Below are 17,795 nucleotides of genomic sequence, written 5' to 3'. Positions count from 1 at the left end.
GGCGCAGGATCGTTCCTGCGCCGCGCCGGCAGCCTTACGCTCACGAAGAGATCCGAACATCATGACCTCGCTGCACACGTCTTCCAGCATCGGCGCGCTCGTTCTCGCACTTTGCGCCGCGCCTTCGCTCGCCGCCACGACCGTTTCCACCTCCACCACCAAGGCACTCGTCACCTCCAGCGCGGGTGACGTGACCGTGACCGAGGACGGCACCATCACCCTGCCCAGCGGCAGCGCGATCACGGTGGACAGCAACAATGCCGTCGATCTCGAAGGCGCTCTGGTTATCGACGATGCCGACGGCGCCAGCGGCATCACCGTCAATGCCGGCACTACCGCGACGATCACCGTGGGCGAGGATGCCACCCTCACCGTCACCGAGGACTTCGTGCCGGCGGACACCGATTCGAACGGCATTGCCGACGGCTCGATCGCTTCGGCCAGCAACCGCTATGGCATCCACGTCCTGTCCGGCGTCACCACCAGCGGATCGATCCTCAACGAAGGCACGATCAAGGTGGAGGGCCTGAACTCCGGCGGCATCGTCGTCGATTCGGACTATGTCGGCAGCGTGACCAATACCGGCACCATCAACGTGATCGGCGACAACTCGGTCGGCATCTCCACCAGGAGCGTGGACGGGGACGTGACGGTGGAAGGCACTGTCTACGCCACCGGCGCGGGCGCCCAGGCCCTGGTGGTGGACGGCGACGTCAGCGGCACCGTGACCATCCAGGGCACCGTCTCGCAGCGCGCCTCCTACACGGACGACGACAGCGACACGATCGTGCTTTCGCGTGCCGCCCTCCGCTCGGGCGCGGCGGCGGTGGAGATCACCGGCAATGTCGCTGGCGGCATCTACGTGGCGGCGCCCCCGGTCGACAACGACAGTTCGAACGACGACGAGGACGGCGACGGTGTCGACGATGACGATGAAGGCACCGGAGCGGTCATCGCCTACGGCAACGGCCCGGCGATCCAGGTCGGCGGCACCAGCGACATCACCGTGGGCGGCGTGTCGAGCAATTCCGGCACGTACTCGATCGCCATCGACGGCTCGGTCAGCGCCAACGCCTATTACAGCAATACCGATGCCTATGGCCTGGTGATCGGCGGGCAGGGCGGCAATGTCACCCTGACCGACGGGATCGGGGTGACCGGCTCGCTGAACGCCACGACTTACGATTCGGCCGCGACGGCGCTGCTCATCAATGCCGGAAGCACAGTGACCAGCCTCTATAACAGCGGCTCGATCACGGCCTCCATCACTTCGCAGGGCGAGGGCTCCACAACGGCGATCCGGGATCTCTCGGGCACCCTGACCACGATCGACAACACCGGCTTCATCGCGGCCAGCGGATCGAGCACCGACACCCGCACCGCGATCGACCTCTCCGCCAACACCACCGGCGTCACGATCAACCAGTACCTCAACGCCGCCGATATCGAGACCAGCGCCGACTACCTGGACGACAACGATACGGACACCGATCCCACCATCTACACCGCGATCACCGGCAATATCCTGCTGGGATCGGGCGATGACACCATCAATGCCTCGTCGGGCACGATCACCGGCAACACCACTTTCGGCGATGGCGACGATACGCTGAACCTGTCCGGCAACACGGTCTACACCGGCGACGTCTATTTCGGCAGCGGCACCGGCACGGCCACCATGGCCGGAACCTCCAGCTTCGTCGGCACGATGGACTTCGACGGTGAGAGCGGCACCCTCACTTTGTCCGACAGCGCGGTCTATTCGGGCAACTTCAGCAATGCCGACAACCTGACGGTCACCGTGGGCAGCGGGGCAAAGCTGACCGCCAGCGATTCGGACACCATCGGCTTCGGCAGCCTGATCGTGAAATCGGGCGGCTCGCTTGGTGTCTATATCGACACTTCGGAAGGCAGCAGTTCGCTTTACACCGTGGCCAATGCCACGCTGGAGGACGGGGCCAAGATCACGGCGACAGTCACCGATCTTGGCGATGCGGAAGGGACCTACACGGTGCTCACCGCCAGCAGCCTCGACGTGCAGGGCACGCTCAATTCGACCGACACCGACCTGCCCTTCATCTACAACGGCGATGTCACGACCGACGCGAACAGCATCTATCTCACCATCGCGCGCAAGACGACCGACGAACTGGGCCTCACCCGCAGCGAGGCTTCGGCCTGGGATGCGATCTACGCCACTGCCCAGAACGACGACAGCCTGACCTCCAGCTTGCTCCAGGTCGAGGATTCGGCCACGCTCCAGAGCCAGGTCGCCGGGCTTCTGCCGGACCATTCGGGCGGTGTCTTCGATGCCGTGACTCACGGCGACCGCATGGCTTCGCGCCACCTTTCGGACGAAACCTCGCTCTTCACGATCTCCGACGTCGGCGGCTGGTTCGAACCCGTCTTCTGGCGCGCCGCCAAGGATGCCGGTTCGACAGCGGGTTACAAGGCGAGCGGCTGGGGCCTCTCCGCCGGTGCCGAGCGCCGGACGAACCTGGGCTACTTCGGCGTTTCCTATGCCTGGCTCCACGGCACGGTGAAGGATAATGGCGGCACGGGCGATCTCGGCGTGGGCCAGCACGACTTCGGCCTGTTCTGGCGCACCGGGAAGGGGCCGTTCATGGCCTGGGCACGCATCGGGGCCTCGAAGATCTCGGTCGATTCCACCCGCACCTTCACCGGCACCATCGACGATACCGACTTCACGTATTCCGCCGATAGCAAGTGGAACGGCTGGCTGATCTCAGGCCTGGCCGGTGCGTCCTATCGCTTCCAGATGTCGCGCCGCTTCAACCTCAAGCCCAAGCTGGAGCTGGAGCAGTTCTGGCTAAAGGAAAACGGCTACAGCGAAACGGCCGACAGCGATGCGGTGGCGCTGACCGTGGCAGACCGCACCAGCAAGATGACCACGGTGACGCCGACAGTGACGGCGTCCTATTCGCTCGGGACCATTTCGCCCGACTGGCGCCCGCTGACGTTCCAGTTCGAAGGCGGTCGCCGCGAAGTGGTGTCGGGCAAGCTCGGCAGCACCACGGCCTATTTCAACGGCGGAGACACATACGACGCCGGGGAGGCCTTCACCATCACGCCCGAAAGCCTGAAGGGTGCCTGGGTCAGTGAAGTCTCGATGCTGGCCGGTGGCTACGACTTCACCTGGAAGCTGTCCGCCCGCGCCGAACGGACCCAGGACGCCACCGATCTCTCCGCCCGCGCTTCATTGAGCGTAGCGTTCTAACGCGTAGCGACCCGCTAAAGGCCGGTGCGTAGCGTTCTAACGTGCAGCGACGCGCTTAAGGCCGGGGGTCGTGGATCCTCGGCCGCACGTCGCCCCGGACTTGCTCCGGGACGACGCCGTTCTGCCGGCGGCTCTACGCTCCGCGCAGCTCGGTCAGGCGGCGCTCCCAGGCGAGCGCATGTTCGACGATCGTGCCCAGGTCGGCATATTTCGGCTGCCAGGGCAGGGTGGCCTTGATCCGACGGTTGTCCGAGATCAGCGAATCGGGATCGCCCGCGCGCCGTCCCTGCATGCGGCGGTCTATCGTGCGGTTGGTGACGCGGTCGACCGCGTCGAGCACTTCCAGCACCGAGAAGCCCTGGCCGTAACCGCAGTTCATCGTCAGCGATTCTCCCGGCGCCGCGATCAGCTGTTCGAGCGCGAGGACGTGCGCATTGGCGAGGTCGGAGACGTGGATGTAGTCGCGCACGCCGGTGCCGTCCGGCGTGTCGAAATCCGTGCCGAACACGGCGACATGCTCGCGCTTGCCCAGGGCCGCTTCCACCGCAACCTTGATGAGATGGGTGGCACCCGCCGTCGACTGTCCGGTGCGGGCCTGCGGATCGGCACCGGCGACATTGAAATAGCGCAGCGCGCAGTAATTGAAGTCATGCGCGCGGGAGACGTCGGCCAGCATGGTCTCCGTCATCAGCTTCGACATGCCGTAAGGGTTGATCGGCAGCTTCGGGCTGTCCTCGGTGACCGGGGAGACTTCCGGGATGCCGTAAGTGGCGGCCGTGGAGCTGAAGATGAAGTGCGGCACGCCCGCTTTCACCGCCGCGTCGATCAGGGCGCGGCTCTTGGCGGTGTTGTTGTGGTAGTACTTCAGCGGGTTCTCGACCGATTCCGGCACGATGATCGAGCCGGCGAAATGCATCACCGCCTGGATGCCCTCTTCGCGGAAGATCCGGGCGAGCAGTGCGGCATCTTCGATATCGCCTTCGTAGAGCGGGACGCCTTCCGGCAGGGCGAAGCGAAAGCCCGTGGTGAGGTTGTCGATCACGACCACCGGCCAACCGGCGTCCTTGAGGGCGAGAACGGCGTGGCTGCCGATATAGCCGGCGCCGCCGGTGACAAGAACGGGGATCTTGGAGGTCATGGTCTCGCTCTGATGGACGGCAGGAAGTGGGATGGAGAAATCGATTGGAACGGGTTGCTACGGCGGCTTTGTTGAACGGCCCATTCGCGCTGCGCAAGTGGGCATGAAAGCAGCGCGCGCGAACCGGGTTCAAGGACGACCCCAGGATTATGCGCTGCGCTGCGGTGCGTCAAAGCCAACTGCGTCCAAAGCCGCACCATCCTTGCACCTCCGGTAACCAATCCGGAGCAGTCTGCAGGTCCCGGCGAATACTGTACCTGAACTGAACACGCCCTATAAAGTGCAGTTCAGGGCGATTCCGATATCTGTCATGCCGATTGCTATCCATTGCATAGTTATCCGGGATTCGCTGCCGGATCGGTTCGAACGCAGGTCTGCCGCCCGTTTGATTTCGCACTTGCGGAAGAGATTTGCGACGTGCCGTTTTAGGAGTGGGCTTTGCCGTTTTCGAGCGCCGTCCAGGCACTTGCACCCCAATGCGCTCCTGATTACCCGAATAGGCACCCGGTCACCCCATCGGGGGCATTGACTTAAGCCTTATGGAGAAAACCGTAAGTGCGCTGCACAAAGACGCTTCTTGTTGGGCTCGCTGTCCTATTTTCAGGTACCATCCTGACAGGATGTACCTCCACCATGACGTCGAACCCGGATGTTCCGGTCGGCGAAGCTGCCTATCAGACGATTCCCGCCACGGTTCCGGCGCCCACTGTCTATGCGATCTCGCCGAAGGACGTCCTTCAGGTGAGGGTCTTCGGAGAGCCCGATCTCTCCGTGGAGAAGGCGCGCGTGGACGAGGCGGGCTTCATCCAGCTTCCCCTGGCCGGGCAGATCAAGGCCGCCGGCCGCAGCGCGCCCGAAGTGTCGAGCGACGTGACGGCCGTGCTTGGGCGCAAGTATCTGAAAAACCCGCAAGTCGCCATCTCGGTGGATGAAGCCGCGCCGCGCTTCGTATCGGTGGAAGGCGAAGTGAAGGTTCCCGGCGTCTATGAACTGACCAGCAATACCACCCTCCTGGGCGCGCTGGCGCGGGCGCAGAGCCCGCTGGTCACCGCCAAGCTGGACCAGGTGGTGATCTTCCGCACGATCAATGGACAGCGCATGGCCGCGCGCTTCGACCTGAAGGACATTCGCGGCGGCGTCAGCCCCGATCCGATCGTCATGGACGGCGATGTGGTGGTGGTTGGTTTCTCGAAAATTAAGGGGCTTTGGCAGGACTTCCTGAGAACCGCGCCAATATTCAATGCCTTCGCAGTCTTCGCCCGCTGACCGTTCCGGCAGCGGGCCGTGGCGGCCAAGGACAGTGACTTCGAGCGCAGGGCCGGTCCAACGGCCCTCGCAGAGCCTTTCGAATGCGATTCTCCTGCCATCCTCGCAGCGACCATTGCGCCGGTGCGAGCCAGACAGGCCGGGCCGCGGCTGCGGCTGCGGCTTGTCGGGCTGGAAGGTCGCTCCGACCTGAATTCAGTGCCTCCGGTACTGCGAACACAACGCCCAGTGAAAAGATAAGCTATGTTGAATCCTGAAAGCGGCGGGACCGATCCTATGAACTATCGCGTGGCCTTCTTGTCCCCTGTCTCCTTTTTTAAAGGAGGAGCGGAGCGATCGCTGTTCGACCTGATGGCAAACCCGCATGTCGACCCGCTGCTGGTGGTGCCTGCCGAAGGGCCGGTGTCCGAGCAGGCGGCGAGCCGGGGCATCCCCGTGGAAGTCGTCGATTTCGGCCAGGTCGCCGCGATCCGCCGCCCGGTGCGCCCCTCCAGCGTGGGCGCGGCCTTCGGGGACTGGTTCGGCGCCGCGCGCAAGCTCATGGCCGTGACGAAGCGCCACGGTGCCGACATCGTCCATAGCAACGGACTGAAGGCCCACTGCATTGCCGGCCTGGCGCGCAAGCTGGGCGGAGAAGCCTGCGTGTTCCACGTTCGCGACATCGCCGTGCGCGGTTCGGAGCGCCTGATCTGGAAGGGCCTCGCCCGCAGTTCCGACCATACCGTGCTCGTCAGCCGCGCCTGCTGGCCGGGCGAGATGCTGCCGGGCAATGTCTCGGTGGTGTTCAACGGCGTGAAGCAGGACGGGGCAGCCCAACCGCTACAGGCCGTCCAGGCTCCGTCCGCCGCCGCGCTGCAGGCGCCGCGCGCCCATGCTCCGCTGGTCGTGGGCATCTGCGGGCGCATCCATCCCTTCAAGGGGCACCACGTCGCCATCGACTGGATGGGCGCCGCCCGCCGCCGCGGGATCGACATCACCCTGCTGGTGCGCGGTGAAGCGGAAGCGGAAGATCGTCCCTACCTCGAAAGCCTGAAGCGCCAGGCCGAAGCCCTGGGCCTCGCCGATTCGGTTCGCTTCGAAGGCCGCTTCGAGGGGCTGGCGGCGATCTACAACGGCCTCGATGCCGTGCTCGTGCCTTCCGAGACGCCCGATCCGCTGCCGCGTTCGGTGATGGAGGCGATGTCGATGGGGCTGCCCGTGGTCGGCTACCCGGCCGGCGGCATCGTCGAAATGATCGACCACCGCGAGAACGGCTGGCTGGCCGGCGATGCGGAAGCCTTCTGCGCGGCCATGGAGGAGATCTCCAGCCTCGGTCCCATGCTCGTCGAATTGCAGAAATCCGCCGCGCGCACGGTGGCGGAACGGTTCGGCATGGAGCGCATGCACCGGCAGGTGAACCAGGTCTATTCGACGGTGCTCGGCCGGTGATCCGCTGGGGCCAGGGCCCGAACCGGCCCGGAGAAGGGCTGGGGCGCGCGCTTGGTGCGGGACGCCGCCGTGCGCGGCGCGCCCGCCTGCGCACCGGTCTGTTCGGCGCCGCGCTCTTGCTCTGCCCGGGGGCGCTGCTGGCAGCGGCTTTGTTGCTGCAGCCCGGCACCGTCCGGTCCGACCGGCACGTCTCCGCGCCCGTGGCGCAAGTGGTGGGCATTGCCGGCAACGACCTGACCCCCGCCGATCTCGACCACGTTTCCGGGCTGGGGCTCCATTTCGTGCGCAGCGATTTCAGCTGGGCGCGTACCGAGCGCAAGCCGGGCGTCTACGACTTCGGCCCCTACCTGGAGTTTGCGCGCGAAGTTCATGCGCGCGGCATGCGCCCGCTGTTCATCCTGGACTACGGCAACCCGGTCCATACGCCGTTCACCAGGATCCAGTGGCGTGGCCGCGACGAGCGGCGCACCTCGCCGCCGGTCGCGCCGGACCAGATCGCGGCCTACAGCAAGTGGGCCGCCGCCGCCGCCAAGGCCTTCGCGGCCTACGACCCGATCTGGGAAGTCTGGAACGAGCCCGATCACCCGCGCTTCTGGCCGCCCAAGCCCGATGCCGCCGCTTATGGCCGCATGGCACTGGCGGCCTGCCAGGCCATCCATTCGGCGGGCCGGGCCGAAGTCTACGGTCCGGCCGCCTCCAAGTGGGTGGACGGTCCGTTCCTGACGGCGCTGGCAGGGTCCAGGGCCATCACCTGTTTCGACCGGATCAGCGTCCATCCCTATCAGATGACCGGCGATGCCGCGCGCGATGGCGCATTGTGGGACGGACTGTGGCACCGCATCGCGGCGGGGGGGCAGGTGAAGACGCCCCGGATCGCCAATTCCGAATGGGGCCGCCCCGTCGTGGGCCGCGTCGACGATCAGGCCCAGGCGCGCTACCTGGTCCGCACGCTGGTTTCGGCGCTGGCGGCGGGCGTTGCGCCCAACATCTGGTATTCCTGGAAGGACGCCGGCACCGATCCGGCCAACGACCAGCATCATTTCGGCCTGCTCCTGCCCGACGGTTCGCCCAAGCCGGCGTTCCTGGCGCTGCAGACCATGCTCCGGCAGGTCGGTGCCTTGCGCTATGCCTGCCCGGTCCAGCGTGCCGGCGTGGAAGGTGCGATCTTCGCGGCCGACCCGCAAGCCGGCGGCAGCAGCGTGAAGGCGCTGGTCTGGGCCAAGACCGGCGTGGCGCTGCTGGAGCCCGGCAAGATCGCGCCGACCGGCTGGAAGGTCTCCGGCCTGGCCGACATGACCGGAAAGCCCCTCGAAGGCGGCGAACAGAAGCTTGGCAATGCGCCCGTCTACTTGCGGCTCGTGCCGGAAAAGACCGGCGCGCAACCCACCCTGAACTGCCCCGAACGCACATGAGCGCGAGCGATATGAACATGACTGGCCGCAACGGAGACAGTACGTCCATGACGTCCCGACGAATTCTCTTCATCATCCGCTCCTACCGGCCCGACCAGGTCGGCGGCGGCGCCAAGTCCGTGCAGACCCTGGCCGAGGGCCTGGTCGAGCGGGGGCACGACGTGCACATCCTGCGCCTGGCCCCGCGCGGGGAGGAAGCCGCCACCTTGCGCGCCGGCATGGAGGCCGGAGTGACCGGGCCGGGCAAGCCGACGCTGCACGTCCTGCCGATCCGCAACATCTACTGGCCTTACGACAAGCGCCGCCGCTCCCCGGCGATGAAAGCGGTGTGGCACGCGCTGGACCTCTGGAACTTCCGCGCCGCGCGGGACGTGCGCCAGATGCTGGACATCATCCGCCCCGACGTGGTCAACACCAGCATCATCGACGGCTTCTCCACCGCGATCCTGCGCGAGGCCAAGCGCAGCGGTGCGCGGCTGATCCACACCATGCGCGACTACTATCTGATCTGCAGCCGCTCGGGCATGTACCGCGCGGGCGAGAACTGCACGTCGCTCTGTTCGGGCTGCAAGGTGGTGCGGGGGGTCAACCGCCGCCAGACCCGCAATGTCGACATGTTCCTGTCCAACAGCGCCTTCGTGGCGGATACCCACCGCCGCCACGGCGCGTTCGGGGAAGACAAGCCCTGTGCGGTGCAGTGGAACGTCAACGACCGCCCGCTGGTGCCCGAGGCGAAGCGGCTGGCCGACGGCGCGCCGATGGTCTTCGGCTATATCGGCCGGCTCGCTCCCACCAAGGGCGTGGAGAAGCTGATCGAGGCCGTGCGCCGCCTGCCGCAGGGCGGCCGGCCGTGGTCGCTGGTGATCGCCGGTGACGGGGAGCCCGAATATGTGGCCGGGCTGAAGGCCCAGGCTGCGGGCGATCCGCGCGTGCAGTTCCTCGGCTGGCAGGCCGCGGAAGACTTCTATGGCGCGGTCGACGTGGTGGTCTGCCCCTCGGTCTACAACGAGCCGCTGCCCCGCGTGATCTACGAGGCTTACGGCTTCGCGCTGCCGGTCGTCGCCTCGCGCGTGGGCGGCAATCCGGAAGTCGTCACTCCCGCCGAGACCGGCGAGCTTTACGACGGCGAGGATGCCGGCGAGCTGGCCGAGAAGATCCAGCATTTCCGCACGCTCTCCGCCGACAGCTATGCCCGCTACAGTGCCGGCGCGCTCGACATGGGCGCGGTGTTCACATCGGGTGCGGTGATCGATCGCTACGAGAGCCATCTGGACCGGCTGTTCGATGCGGCCTGAGCGCGAAATGGCTGTGACCGACGGCACTTTCGCCCCGGCCGACCTCCACGCCGCCCCTGGCACTCTGCCGGCGCGCGGCCTGCCGGTGGGATGGTTCAGCCCGAGCAGCGGCATCCTGCGCGCCTGGCAGCGCATGAGCGGGCTCTGGGCCTCGGGACCGGCGGGGCGGGTGCTTGCGCGGGTGATCCGGGGGCACATCCGCCGCGCCTATGGCTGCTACATCGCGCCGACCACTCATGTCGGCGAGGCCGTCTACCTGCCGCATCCGGTGGGCGTGGTGATCGGTGACAATGCCGTGATCGGAGACGGGGTGACGATCTACCAGCACGTCACCATCGGCCAGGACGGCGCCGCCGGGCGCTGCCCGCGCATCGGCGCCGGGGCCACGATCTTCGCGGGCGCGACGGTGATCGGCGGCATCGAGATCGGCGCGGGCGCAGTGATCGGCGCCAATGCCGTGGTCAAGACATCGGTTCCTGCGGGGCACATCGCCGTCGGCGTACCGGCGCGGATCCTGCCGCCGCGTCCGTTTGGCCATGAAGCCCTGCAAACGGAGGCTTTGCGCACGGAGGCCCGGCGATGAGCGGGGCACGGGCCATGGAAGGCGCGGGCCTCGTCTCGCTCTGGCGGCGCATGTGCCGGCTCTACCCGCGCGGACGCATAGGGCGCGCCATGGCGACGGTGATCCGGCGCTACATCCACTGGCGCTATGCCTGCCACATCTCCCCGCTTTCGCGCCCGGCGGGGTGGATCAACCTGCCGCATCCGGTGGGCATCGTGGTGGGCCACGATGTCGAGATCGGCGAGAACGCCACGATCTACCAGCACGTCACCATCGGTCAGTCGGGCCGGGAGGAAGGCTATCCGGTCGTGGGACCGGGTGCGGTGATCTATGCCGGCGCGGTCGTCGTCGGCCCGGTCCGCATCGGCCGCGAGGCGCGGATCGGCGCGAATTCCGTGGTCCTCCAGGACGTGCCGGACGGCGCCACTTCGGTCGGTGCCCCGGCCCGGATCGTCACTCAGAAGCGCAAGGACCTCCTGGCCGTATGAAGCTCGGGCGCATGAAACTCTCCAAGGGCGCGATCACCACCGCGGCGCTGGGCATATCGAGCGGGCTCAACTTCCTCTCGCTGATCGTCTGGACTCACCTGCTCAGCCCGGCCGAGTTCGGCACTTATGCGCTCGTCTCGGCGACGGTGCTGTTCCTCAACGCCACGATCTTCGAGTGGCTGCGCCTTACCGCCTCGCGCCTGCTTTACGACCCCGCGGCCGAGCATCAGCTCAACCCGGACATCGCCAATGCGCTCGCCACCGTCGGGCTGGGCCTGATCCTGCTGCTGCTTCCGGTGGCGCTGTCGCTGCGCGGCTTCCAGGTCCACTTCATGGGTGTCGCGCCCGACTGGTGGCCGGCGATGTGGCTCTGGCTCTTTTCCGAGATGCTCTTTGCGATCAGCACCGTCGGCGCGCGCCTTCGCCTGCTGAGCTGGCGCTTCTTCGCGATGATGACGCTGCGCTCCTCGCTCTCCCTGGCGGTGGGTGCGGTGCTGGTCTGGTTCTTCGACATGGGCGCGCTGGGCGTGGCCATCGGCATTCTCGGCGCCCAGATCGGCTGCGCGGTGCTTGCCAACGTCACTGACGCGGCCTGGCGCAATTTGCGGCCGCTGCAGGCGCGGGCGGCGGACCTGAAGGAAATCCTGCGCTACGGCGCGCCGCTGATCGTCAGTTCGGGACTTGGCTATGCCAGTGCCGTGGCGGATCGCTACATCGTCTCCTCCACGCTGGGGAAGGCGGCGGTCGGCCAGTATTCGGTCTCCGTGGACCTCATGCAGAAGACCGTGATCTTCCTGATGCTGGCGGTCAATCTCTCGGCCTATCCGGCCATCGTCCGCGCGTTCGAGAACGAGGGACGCGAGGCGGGCGAGAAGATCCTGGCGGAGAACTTCATCGTCTACCTCATGATCGGCGCCCCGGCTGCGGCCGTGCTGGCGGCGCTTTCGCCGGGGGTGGCGCATCTTTTCGTCGGTCCCTCGTTCCGCGACACCGTGGCCATGTTGCTGCCTTATGTGGCGATCGCCGCCATCCTCAAGGCGCTGACCACGTTCCACCTCTCGGTGGCACTGCAACTGGTGAAGAAGACGCGGCTGCTGATCATCTCGCCGGCGGTCAACCTGGCATTGCTGGTTCCCAGCGGCATCATAGGGGTGAAGCTGGCGGGCCTCACCGGCATGGCGATCGGCATAGCGGTCTCGCAGATCGGCAGTTTCGCGCTGTTCTACGCGGTGGTGAGCCGCCATGTTCGCACACCGCTGCTGACGCGCGCCTCCGCCTTCGTGGTCGTGCTCTCGCTGGCGCTCGGCGCTGTACTGGTGCCGCTGCGCGGCTTCAGCGAGCCGGTCGCCTGCCTGGCCCTGCTCGGCGCGGCGGGTGCCTTCTATTGCCTGGTGGTCTGGCGCGGGCACGGCTGGATCATGCGCAACAGCCTGGGCTGGAGCGCGGCATGAGTGCCGGCGCGCTCCCTTACGGCCCGCGCCCCGCAAGGAAGCGGAGCCAGAACTTCGCCGCCCTGCTGACCACGCTGACCGGCGCGGCGGTGCTGCTCATCATGGCGCGCGAAGTCTTCGGCGGCGCGGCGCGCTATTATTTCGACCGCTTCGGCCTGGGGCCGCTCTGGTTCATTCCCGACCTTGCCGTGATCGCGGTGGTGCTGGCACGCCTGCTGCTGGCCGCCGTGACGCTGCGGCTGCCGACGCCGCTGATCTGCCTTTTCGCGGCGACGGCGGTGCAGATGGCGGTCGGCATCGTGGTCTACCAGAATGCCGTGGCCGTGTTCTCCGGCTTCAAACTGCTCTGCCCGCTGATCGCGGTGCTCATGCTGCCCCCCACGTATCTCAACGCCAAAGTCTGGCGATGGGCCTGCCTGGCGCTGTTGGTGGTGGGGATTGCCGGCGTGGCGATAGACACCCGCGCGACGATGCCCTGGACCGGCTACTCGGTCTCGCAATTCGGTGTCGAGCGCGAGGCCGGGCGCGAATGGTGGATCCACGGGCAGGAGCGCATCGCTGGCTTGGGTGCGGCGAGCAGTGCCTCGGCCAGCATCCTGCTGCTGCTGGCGCTGATCGTGCTGCGGCAGGCCCGCACCTGGCATGTGCGCCTGCTGATCTACGTGGCGACGCTCTGGGCGCTCAACGTCACGACCTCGCGCACCAACCTGATCGCGCTGGCCGTGGCCATGGTGATCGACTTCTGGCCCTGGCGCTGGTTCCAGGGGCTTGGACCGGGCCGCATGGCGCTGGGCGCCCTGCTTTCGGTGTGCTTCTTCCTGCCGGCTCTGGCCGGGCTCTGGTTCCTGGCCATCGACGGCGTGGGAGAGATCTCGGTGGGCATGAGCAGCATGGTCGTGCGCGTTCACGTCACCTGGCCGGGGATCTGGGACATGATCGTCGATGGCGGCCCGGCGACGGCCCTGCTGGGGCACGGTTTCGGATCGGTGGGGCCATCGGCGTTCTACACGGGCGTCTATGTCTCGCCGTTCAGCGCGGTGGACAACCTGTTCCTCTACATCTTCTACCAGTTCGGCCTGTTCGGCGTGCTGATGGGCGTGGAACTGATCCGCCGCCTGGTACGGGTGCCGCGGCCGGACCGGCACATCGGCTTCGTGATCGCCATACTCTCCGCCACGATCAACTGCCAGGGTGCGGCGCCGCTCGTGCTGATCGGCCTTGCCGCTTCGCTCGGCGCCTATCCGGCGCTGGCGAGCGGCGCGCGCGGGCGGATGCAGAAAGCGATCCGTGCGCTGCCCCGCCCCGCTCCCAATCCTTACCGCAACCCCCGACGAGACCCCGAAAACCGCCACTGGGCGCGGGGCCCCTGGACGCCGGGAACGTCATGACCATGCACCGAGGACCCCATGCGCATTAAGGGCCTGGACGCCGCACGCGGCGTCGCCATCCTCTTCGTCGTGTTCGGCCATGTCTGGCGCGGACTGGACGGGCAGGGCCTGGTCGATCCACACGTGTTCCAGACCATCGACCGCGCCGTCTACTTGTTCCACATGCCGGTGTTCTTCCTGATTTCCGGCATGCTGTTCAAGGCGCCGGAGAAGCTGGGCGGCGGCGCGCTGCGGAACGGGCTGTCGCGGATCTCGATCAACCTGCTCTGGCCGATGTGCCTCTGGGCCTGGGTGGAAGGCTGCGTCCATCTCGTCACCGGAGCGGGCAACAAGGGGCGCATCTCGCCCTTCGAAGTGCTGACTTATCCGTTCCCGCCCAAGAGCGTGTTCTGGTTCCTGCTCGCGCTGTTCCTGTTCCAGGCGGTGGCCATGGTGCTGCGGGGAAGGGCCGCGGCGGCCGCGATCGCGGCGGCCTGCCTGGCCGCCGTCGTGGTGCTGCAGCCGCAGGGCCTGACCGGGCAGATCCTCCAGCACGCCCCCTTCTTCTTCGTGGGCCTGCTGGCGGGCACGCGCTGGCTGGAGAGGGGCCTGCCGCTCGTCCCCTGCCTCGCAGCCTTCCTCGCGGCCGAGGCGGCGGCCTTCATGCTCGCCGTCTCGCCCTTCGACACGGTGCCCGCCTATCTGTGCGGCGGCGCGGCCTGCGTCGCTTTCCTCGGCCTCTGCCTGAACGGCGGGGCGCTGCTGGACAAGCTGGGCGCCCGGAAGCTCGGCGAGCGCACCATGCCGATCTACCTCACGCACATCATCTTCGCTGCCGGCATGCGCGTGGTGCTGACGCGGCTGGGGCTCGGCAATGTCGCCGTGGTCGTGCTGGTATCGACGGCGGCGGGCGTGCTGCTGCCGCTGGTCCTGTTCGACCTGTCGCGCCGCTGCGGCCTTGCCGGCGTGCTGGGCTTCGAGCCGCTGCGAAAACGCCGGGGCCGGGAAGAACCTTTCGTCCAAGCGTCTGCCCGGCCCGAGTTCGCCGATGGCCCTTCCGTTGGAAGCGGGGCCTGACAGCGGACGAGCAGGTCCGCTCCGGCAAAGGCGGCCATGAAAAAAGGGGCCGCGTCAGTGACGCAGCCCCCCGTTTCCTGCAAGGATCGGCCGCTCAGACCTGGTAATAGTCCCGGTACCAATCCACGAACTTCGCCACGCCTTCGGTAACCGAAGTGGTGGGGCGGTAGCCCGTCAGTTCCTGCAGCAGCGAGGCGTCGGCCCAGGTTGCGGGCACGTCGCCCGGCTGCATCGGCATCATGTTGATCTCGGCCTTCACGCCCGTCGCCGTTTCGATGGCGCGCACGAAGTCCATGAGCTGCACCGAATCCGAATTGCCGATGTTCACGGCACGCCAGGGCGCGACCGGCGAAAGACTGTCGTGCCCGGCGATGTCCTCGGCGCTTTCCGGGCGTACCGGCGCGCTGTCGATCAGGAGGCGGATGCCCTGGACGAGATCTTCGACATACGTGAAGTCCCGCTTCATATCGCCATGGTTGTAGACGTCGATCGGCTTGCCGGCGAGGATGTTTTTGGTGAACTTGAACAGCGCCATGTCCGGGCGGCCCCACGGCCCGTAGACCGTGAAGAAGCGGAACATCGTGATCGGCAGATCGTAGAGATGCGCATAGGAATGCGCCATCGCTTCATTGGCCTTCTTCGTCGCCGCGTAGAACGACATCTGCGTATCGACCTTGTGAGTCTCCGCATAAGGCATCTCGGTATTGGCGCCGTAGACCGAGGAGGTCGATGCCATCAGCATGTGCTGCGGCGGATAGGCCCGCGCGGCTTCCAGCATCTCGAACACGCCGATCAGGTTCGCCTCCACATAGGCGCGCGGATTGTCGATCGAATAGCGCACGCCCGCCTGGGCCGCGAGATTGACCACGATCTCGGGCCGTTCATCGGCGAAGATCTGCATCAGCCGCTCGGGGTCTTCGAGCTTGCCCTTGATGAAGTGGAAATGCTCGGACTGGCTGAGCATCGCCACCCGCCGCTCCTTCAGCGCGACTTCGTAATAATCGTTCAGGCTGTCCAGGCCGATAACCCGGAAACCGTCATCCAGCAGTCTGCGGCAAAGGTAGTACCCAATAAAACCCGCGGCACCCGTAATCAAAGCCGTACGGGGGGCAGCCTTGCCGACGACGTCATCAGTCATGCTAAAGTCCAGATTTTGTGGAGATGTCCGTACTTTCTGAAGGCCCGAGACGCACTTGGCAAGTCGCCCGAAAGGGCAGGCGTCCGACTGAGGGAACGGGTGGCCGACAGTTTTACGAGCGGTTGTTCTTAGTCGAGCGGATTTGGGCAACGAGGCGCGTTCAGCGATGCCATCCTACAAATTCGATTGCAGGAGGTGGGCGCGGAACGACAATCGATTTTGCAGCGCGGCAAAGCGCGCATTCGGTGCGTCATTCAGAAGCCGAGGTTACCCTGCGCGGGGGCCTCAATGTCCCGCGCTGGTGCCGGAAATTGGTAAATCGTGCTGAAACTATTATTCTTATTCAACAAGATGACTGCAAGATGAACAAGGCCGGTGACAAGGCAAAGGCGTCGTCATCGCCGCGAATCGATTCGCTTGTCGAGACGCAGAACAGTGTCTGGCGGTTCGTGCGACATGCCTCGTCGGGCTTCTTTTAGGTGCGCCGCAGCATGGCGGTTCGATGTCTCTCATCGTCAATTTGCGGACAAGAATGGATTCCGTCGCGTTACTGCACCCGATTATCCCATATTCTGCGCAGGCGCTTGAACGGGCTGGCGATCCTCGGCAGAGCACTCGTGCCCATCGGTAGCAGTTTCACCTACCGGGAGTTTCCGATATTCCCCGCATCGGAAGCCCCGGTTCAAGCGGCCGGGGCGCACTTGCCGAACCTGCCCCGTCCGGGGCGGTCAGAGGAGCAGAAATGAAGATCGCTGTTGCAGGCGTTGGCTATGTCGGTCTGTCGAATGCGCTGTTGCTGGCGCAGAACCACGAAGTCGTGGCCAAGGATGTCGTGGCCGCCAAGGTGGACATGATCAATGCCGGTCGCTCGCCGATCGTCGATGCCGAGTGCGAGGCTTTCCTCCGCCGCGATGACCTGAATCTGCGCGCCACGCTGGATGCCGCGGAAGCCTATCGCGGCGCCGACTACGTGATCATCGCCGCGCCCACCAATTATGACGAAGTGACCAACCGCTTCGACACCAGCCTGGTCGAAGCCGTCATCAGCGAGGTCATGGACCATGCGCCCGATGCGGTCATGGTGATCAAGTCCACCATCCCCGTGGGCTTCACCGCCGCGACTTCCGAAGCGATGGGCACGCGCAACCTGATCTTCAGCCCCGAGTTCCTGCGCGAGGGCAGGGCGCTTCACGACAATCTCCATCCCAGTCGAATCGTGGTGGGTGAGCAGTCGGAGCGGGCAAAGGTCTTTGCGGAACTGCTGCTGGAAGGCGCGATCAAGAAGGATGTACCGGTCCTGTTCACGGACCCGTCCGAAGCCGAAGCCATCAAGCTATTTGCGAATACCTACCTCGCGATGCGTGTGGCCTATTTCAACGAGCTGGACAGCTATGCGCTTTCGCGCGGGCTGGAGGCGCGCCAGATCATCGAAGGCATCGGCCTCGATCCGCGCATCGGCTCGCACTACAACAACCCTTCGTTCGGTTACGGCGGATACTGCCTGCCGAAGGACACGAAGCAGTTGCTGGCCAATTACCACGATGTCCCGCAGACCATCATCGGCGCCATCGTGGAGGCGAACCGGACGCGCAAGGACTTCATTTCCGACATGGTCCTGTCGCGCAGGCCCAGGGTGGTGGGTTTCTACCGCCTGGTCATGAAAGCCGGTTCCGACAATTTCCGCCAAAGCTCGATCCAGGGGATCATGAAGCGCATCAAGGCGAAGGGCATCGAGACGGTGCTCTACGAGCCGAGCTATCCCGATGACAGCTTCTTCAACACCCCGGTCGAAGCCGATCTGGAGACGTTCAAGCGGCGCGCCGACGTGATCGTCACCAACCGGATACTGCCCGAACTCGACGACGTGAGGGACAAGGTCTTCTCGCGCGATCTCTTCGGGTCCGACTAGCGCAAGGCCGGGCTTCGCCCGGCGGC

General features: G+C 66.0%; 13 protein-coding genes. 11 read left to right on the top strand and 2 right to left on the bottom strand.

The window, feature by feature from the left end; translation table 11 throughout:
* Positions 1-61: 61 nt before the first annotated feature.
* Positions 62-3,238, top strand: coding sequence for an autotransporter domain-containing protein (locus tag AB4Z00_RS02840; RefSeq protein WP_442044892.1), 3,177 nt, complete (start codon positions 62-64; stop codon positions 3,236-3,238).
* Between the two features lie 133 nt (positions 3,239-3,371).
* Here the strand turns inward: AB4Z00_RS02840 and galE are convergent, their stop codons facing one another.
* Positions 3,372-4,376, bottom strand: a complete 1,005-nt coding sequence (gene galE / locus AB4Z00_RS02835; RefSeq protein ID WP_132268365.1) for a UDP-glucose 4-epimerase GalE — start codon at positions 4,374-4,376, stop codon at positions 3,372-3,374.
* A gap of 633 nt (positions 4,377-5,009) precedes the next feature.
* On the opposite strand from galE, the gene AB4Z00_RS02830 reads away from it, so the two are divergent.
* The 9 genes from AB4Z00_RS02830 to AB4Z00_RS02790 all read left to right on the top strand — a co-directional run bounded on the left by AB4Z00_RS02830 (position 5,010) and on the right by AB4Z00_RS02790 (position 14,722).
* Entirely contained in the window at positions 5,010-5,642 is a 633-nt protein-coding gene (locus AB4Z00_RS02830) for a polysaccharide biosynthesis/export family protein (RefSeq protein WP_132268367.1), read from the top strand.
* A 351-nt stretch (positions 5,643-5,993) separates the two neighbouring features.
* Positions 5,994-7,070, top strand: a complete 1,077-nt coding sequence (locus AB4Z00_RS02825; RefSeq protein WP_442044891.1) for a glycosyltransferase family 4 protein — start codon at positions 5,994-5,996, stop codon at positions 7,068-7,070.
* The gene (locus AB4Z00_RS02820; RefSeq protein ID WP_442044890.1) at positions 7,067-8,482 is read left to right on the top strand and encodes a hypothetical protein; all 1,416 of its coding nucleotides are present in this window, start codon (positions 7,067-7,069) and stop codon (positions 8,480-8,482) included. Before AB4Z00_RS02825 ends, AB4Z00_RS02820 begins: the two co-directional genes overlap by 4 nt.
* 47 nt (positions 8,483-8,529) lie before the next feature.
* Complete coding sequence (locus AB4Z00_RS02815; protein ID WP_166675215.1) at positions 8,530-9,777, top strand: glycosyltransferase family 4 protein; 1,248 nt, start codon at positions 8,530-8,532, stop codon at positions 9,775-9,777.
* Positions 9,778-9,784: 7 nt separating this feature from the next.
* A complete protein-coding gene (locus AB4Z00_RS02810) occupies positions 9,785-10,360 on the top strand; it encodes a serine O-acetyltransferase (RefSeq protein ID WP_442044889.1) in 576 nt (191 codons plus the stop codon).
* Positions 10,357-10,827, top strand: a complete 471-nt coding sequence (locus AB4Z00_RS02805; RefSeq protein ID WP_442044888.1) for a serine O-acetyltransferase — start codon at positions 10,357-10,359, stop codon at positions 10,825-10,827. Before AB4Z00_RS02810 ends, AB4Z00_RS02805 begins: the two co-directional genes overlap by 4 nt.
* 11 nt (positions 10,828-10,838) lie before the next feature.
* Positions 10,839-12,278: a lipopolysaccharide biosynthesis protein gene (locus AB4Z00_RS02800; RefSeq protein ID WP_442044887.1), complete on the top strand. Its 1,440-nt coding sequence runs from the start codon at positions 10,839-10,841 to the stop codon at positions 12,276-12,278.
* Positions 12,275-13,666, top strand: a complete 1,392-nt coding sequence (locus tag AB4Z00_RS02795; RefSeq protein ID WP_442044886.1) for an O-antigen ligase family protein — start codon at positions 12,275-12,277, stop codon at positions 13,664-13,666. The genes AB4Z00_RS02800 and AB4Z00_RS02795 overlap by 4 nt, the downstream gene beginning before the upstream one ends.
* A gap of 18 nt (positions 13,667-13,684) precedes the next feature.
* Positions 13,685-14,722 carry an acyltransferase family protein gene (locus AB4Z00_RS02790; RefSeq protein ID WP_442044885.1) on the top strand — a complete coding sequence of 346 codons (1,038 nt, stop codon included), beginning with the start codon at positions 13,685-13,687 and terminating at the stop codon, positions 14,720-14,722.
* Between the two features lie 94 nt (positions 14,723-14,816).
* Here AB4Z00_RS02790 and AB4Z00_RS02785 read toward each other — a convergent pair whose 3' ends face one another.
* Positions 14,817-15,860, bottom strand: a complete 1,044-nt coding sequence (locus AB4Z00_RS02785) for an SDR family NAD(P)-dependent oxidoreductase (RefSeq protein WP_132268384.1) — start codon at positions 15,858-15,860, stop codon at positions 14,817-14,819.
* Positions 15,861-16,602: 742 nt separating this feature from the next.
* Between AB4Z00_RS02785 and AB4Z00_RS02780 the strand changes: the two genes are divergently transcribed.
* Positions 16,603-17,769, top strand: coding sequence for a nucleotide sugar dehydrogenase (locus AB4Z00_RS02780; RefSeq protein ID WP_442044884.1), 1,167 nt, complete (start codon positions 16,603-16,605; stop codon positions 17,767-17,769).
* Positions 17,770-17,795 lie beyond the last annotated feature (26 nt).

The organism is Novosphingobium sp. YAF33, assembly GCF_052113265.1.
Classification (GTDB): domain Bacteria; phylum Pseudomonadota; class Alphaproteobacteria; order Sphingomonadales; family Sphingomonadaceae; genus Novosphingobium.
The sequence above is the reverse complement of the archived record's forward strand: the minus strand, read 5'-3'. Positions and strand labels throughout refer to the sequence as shown.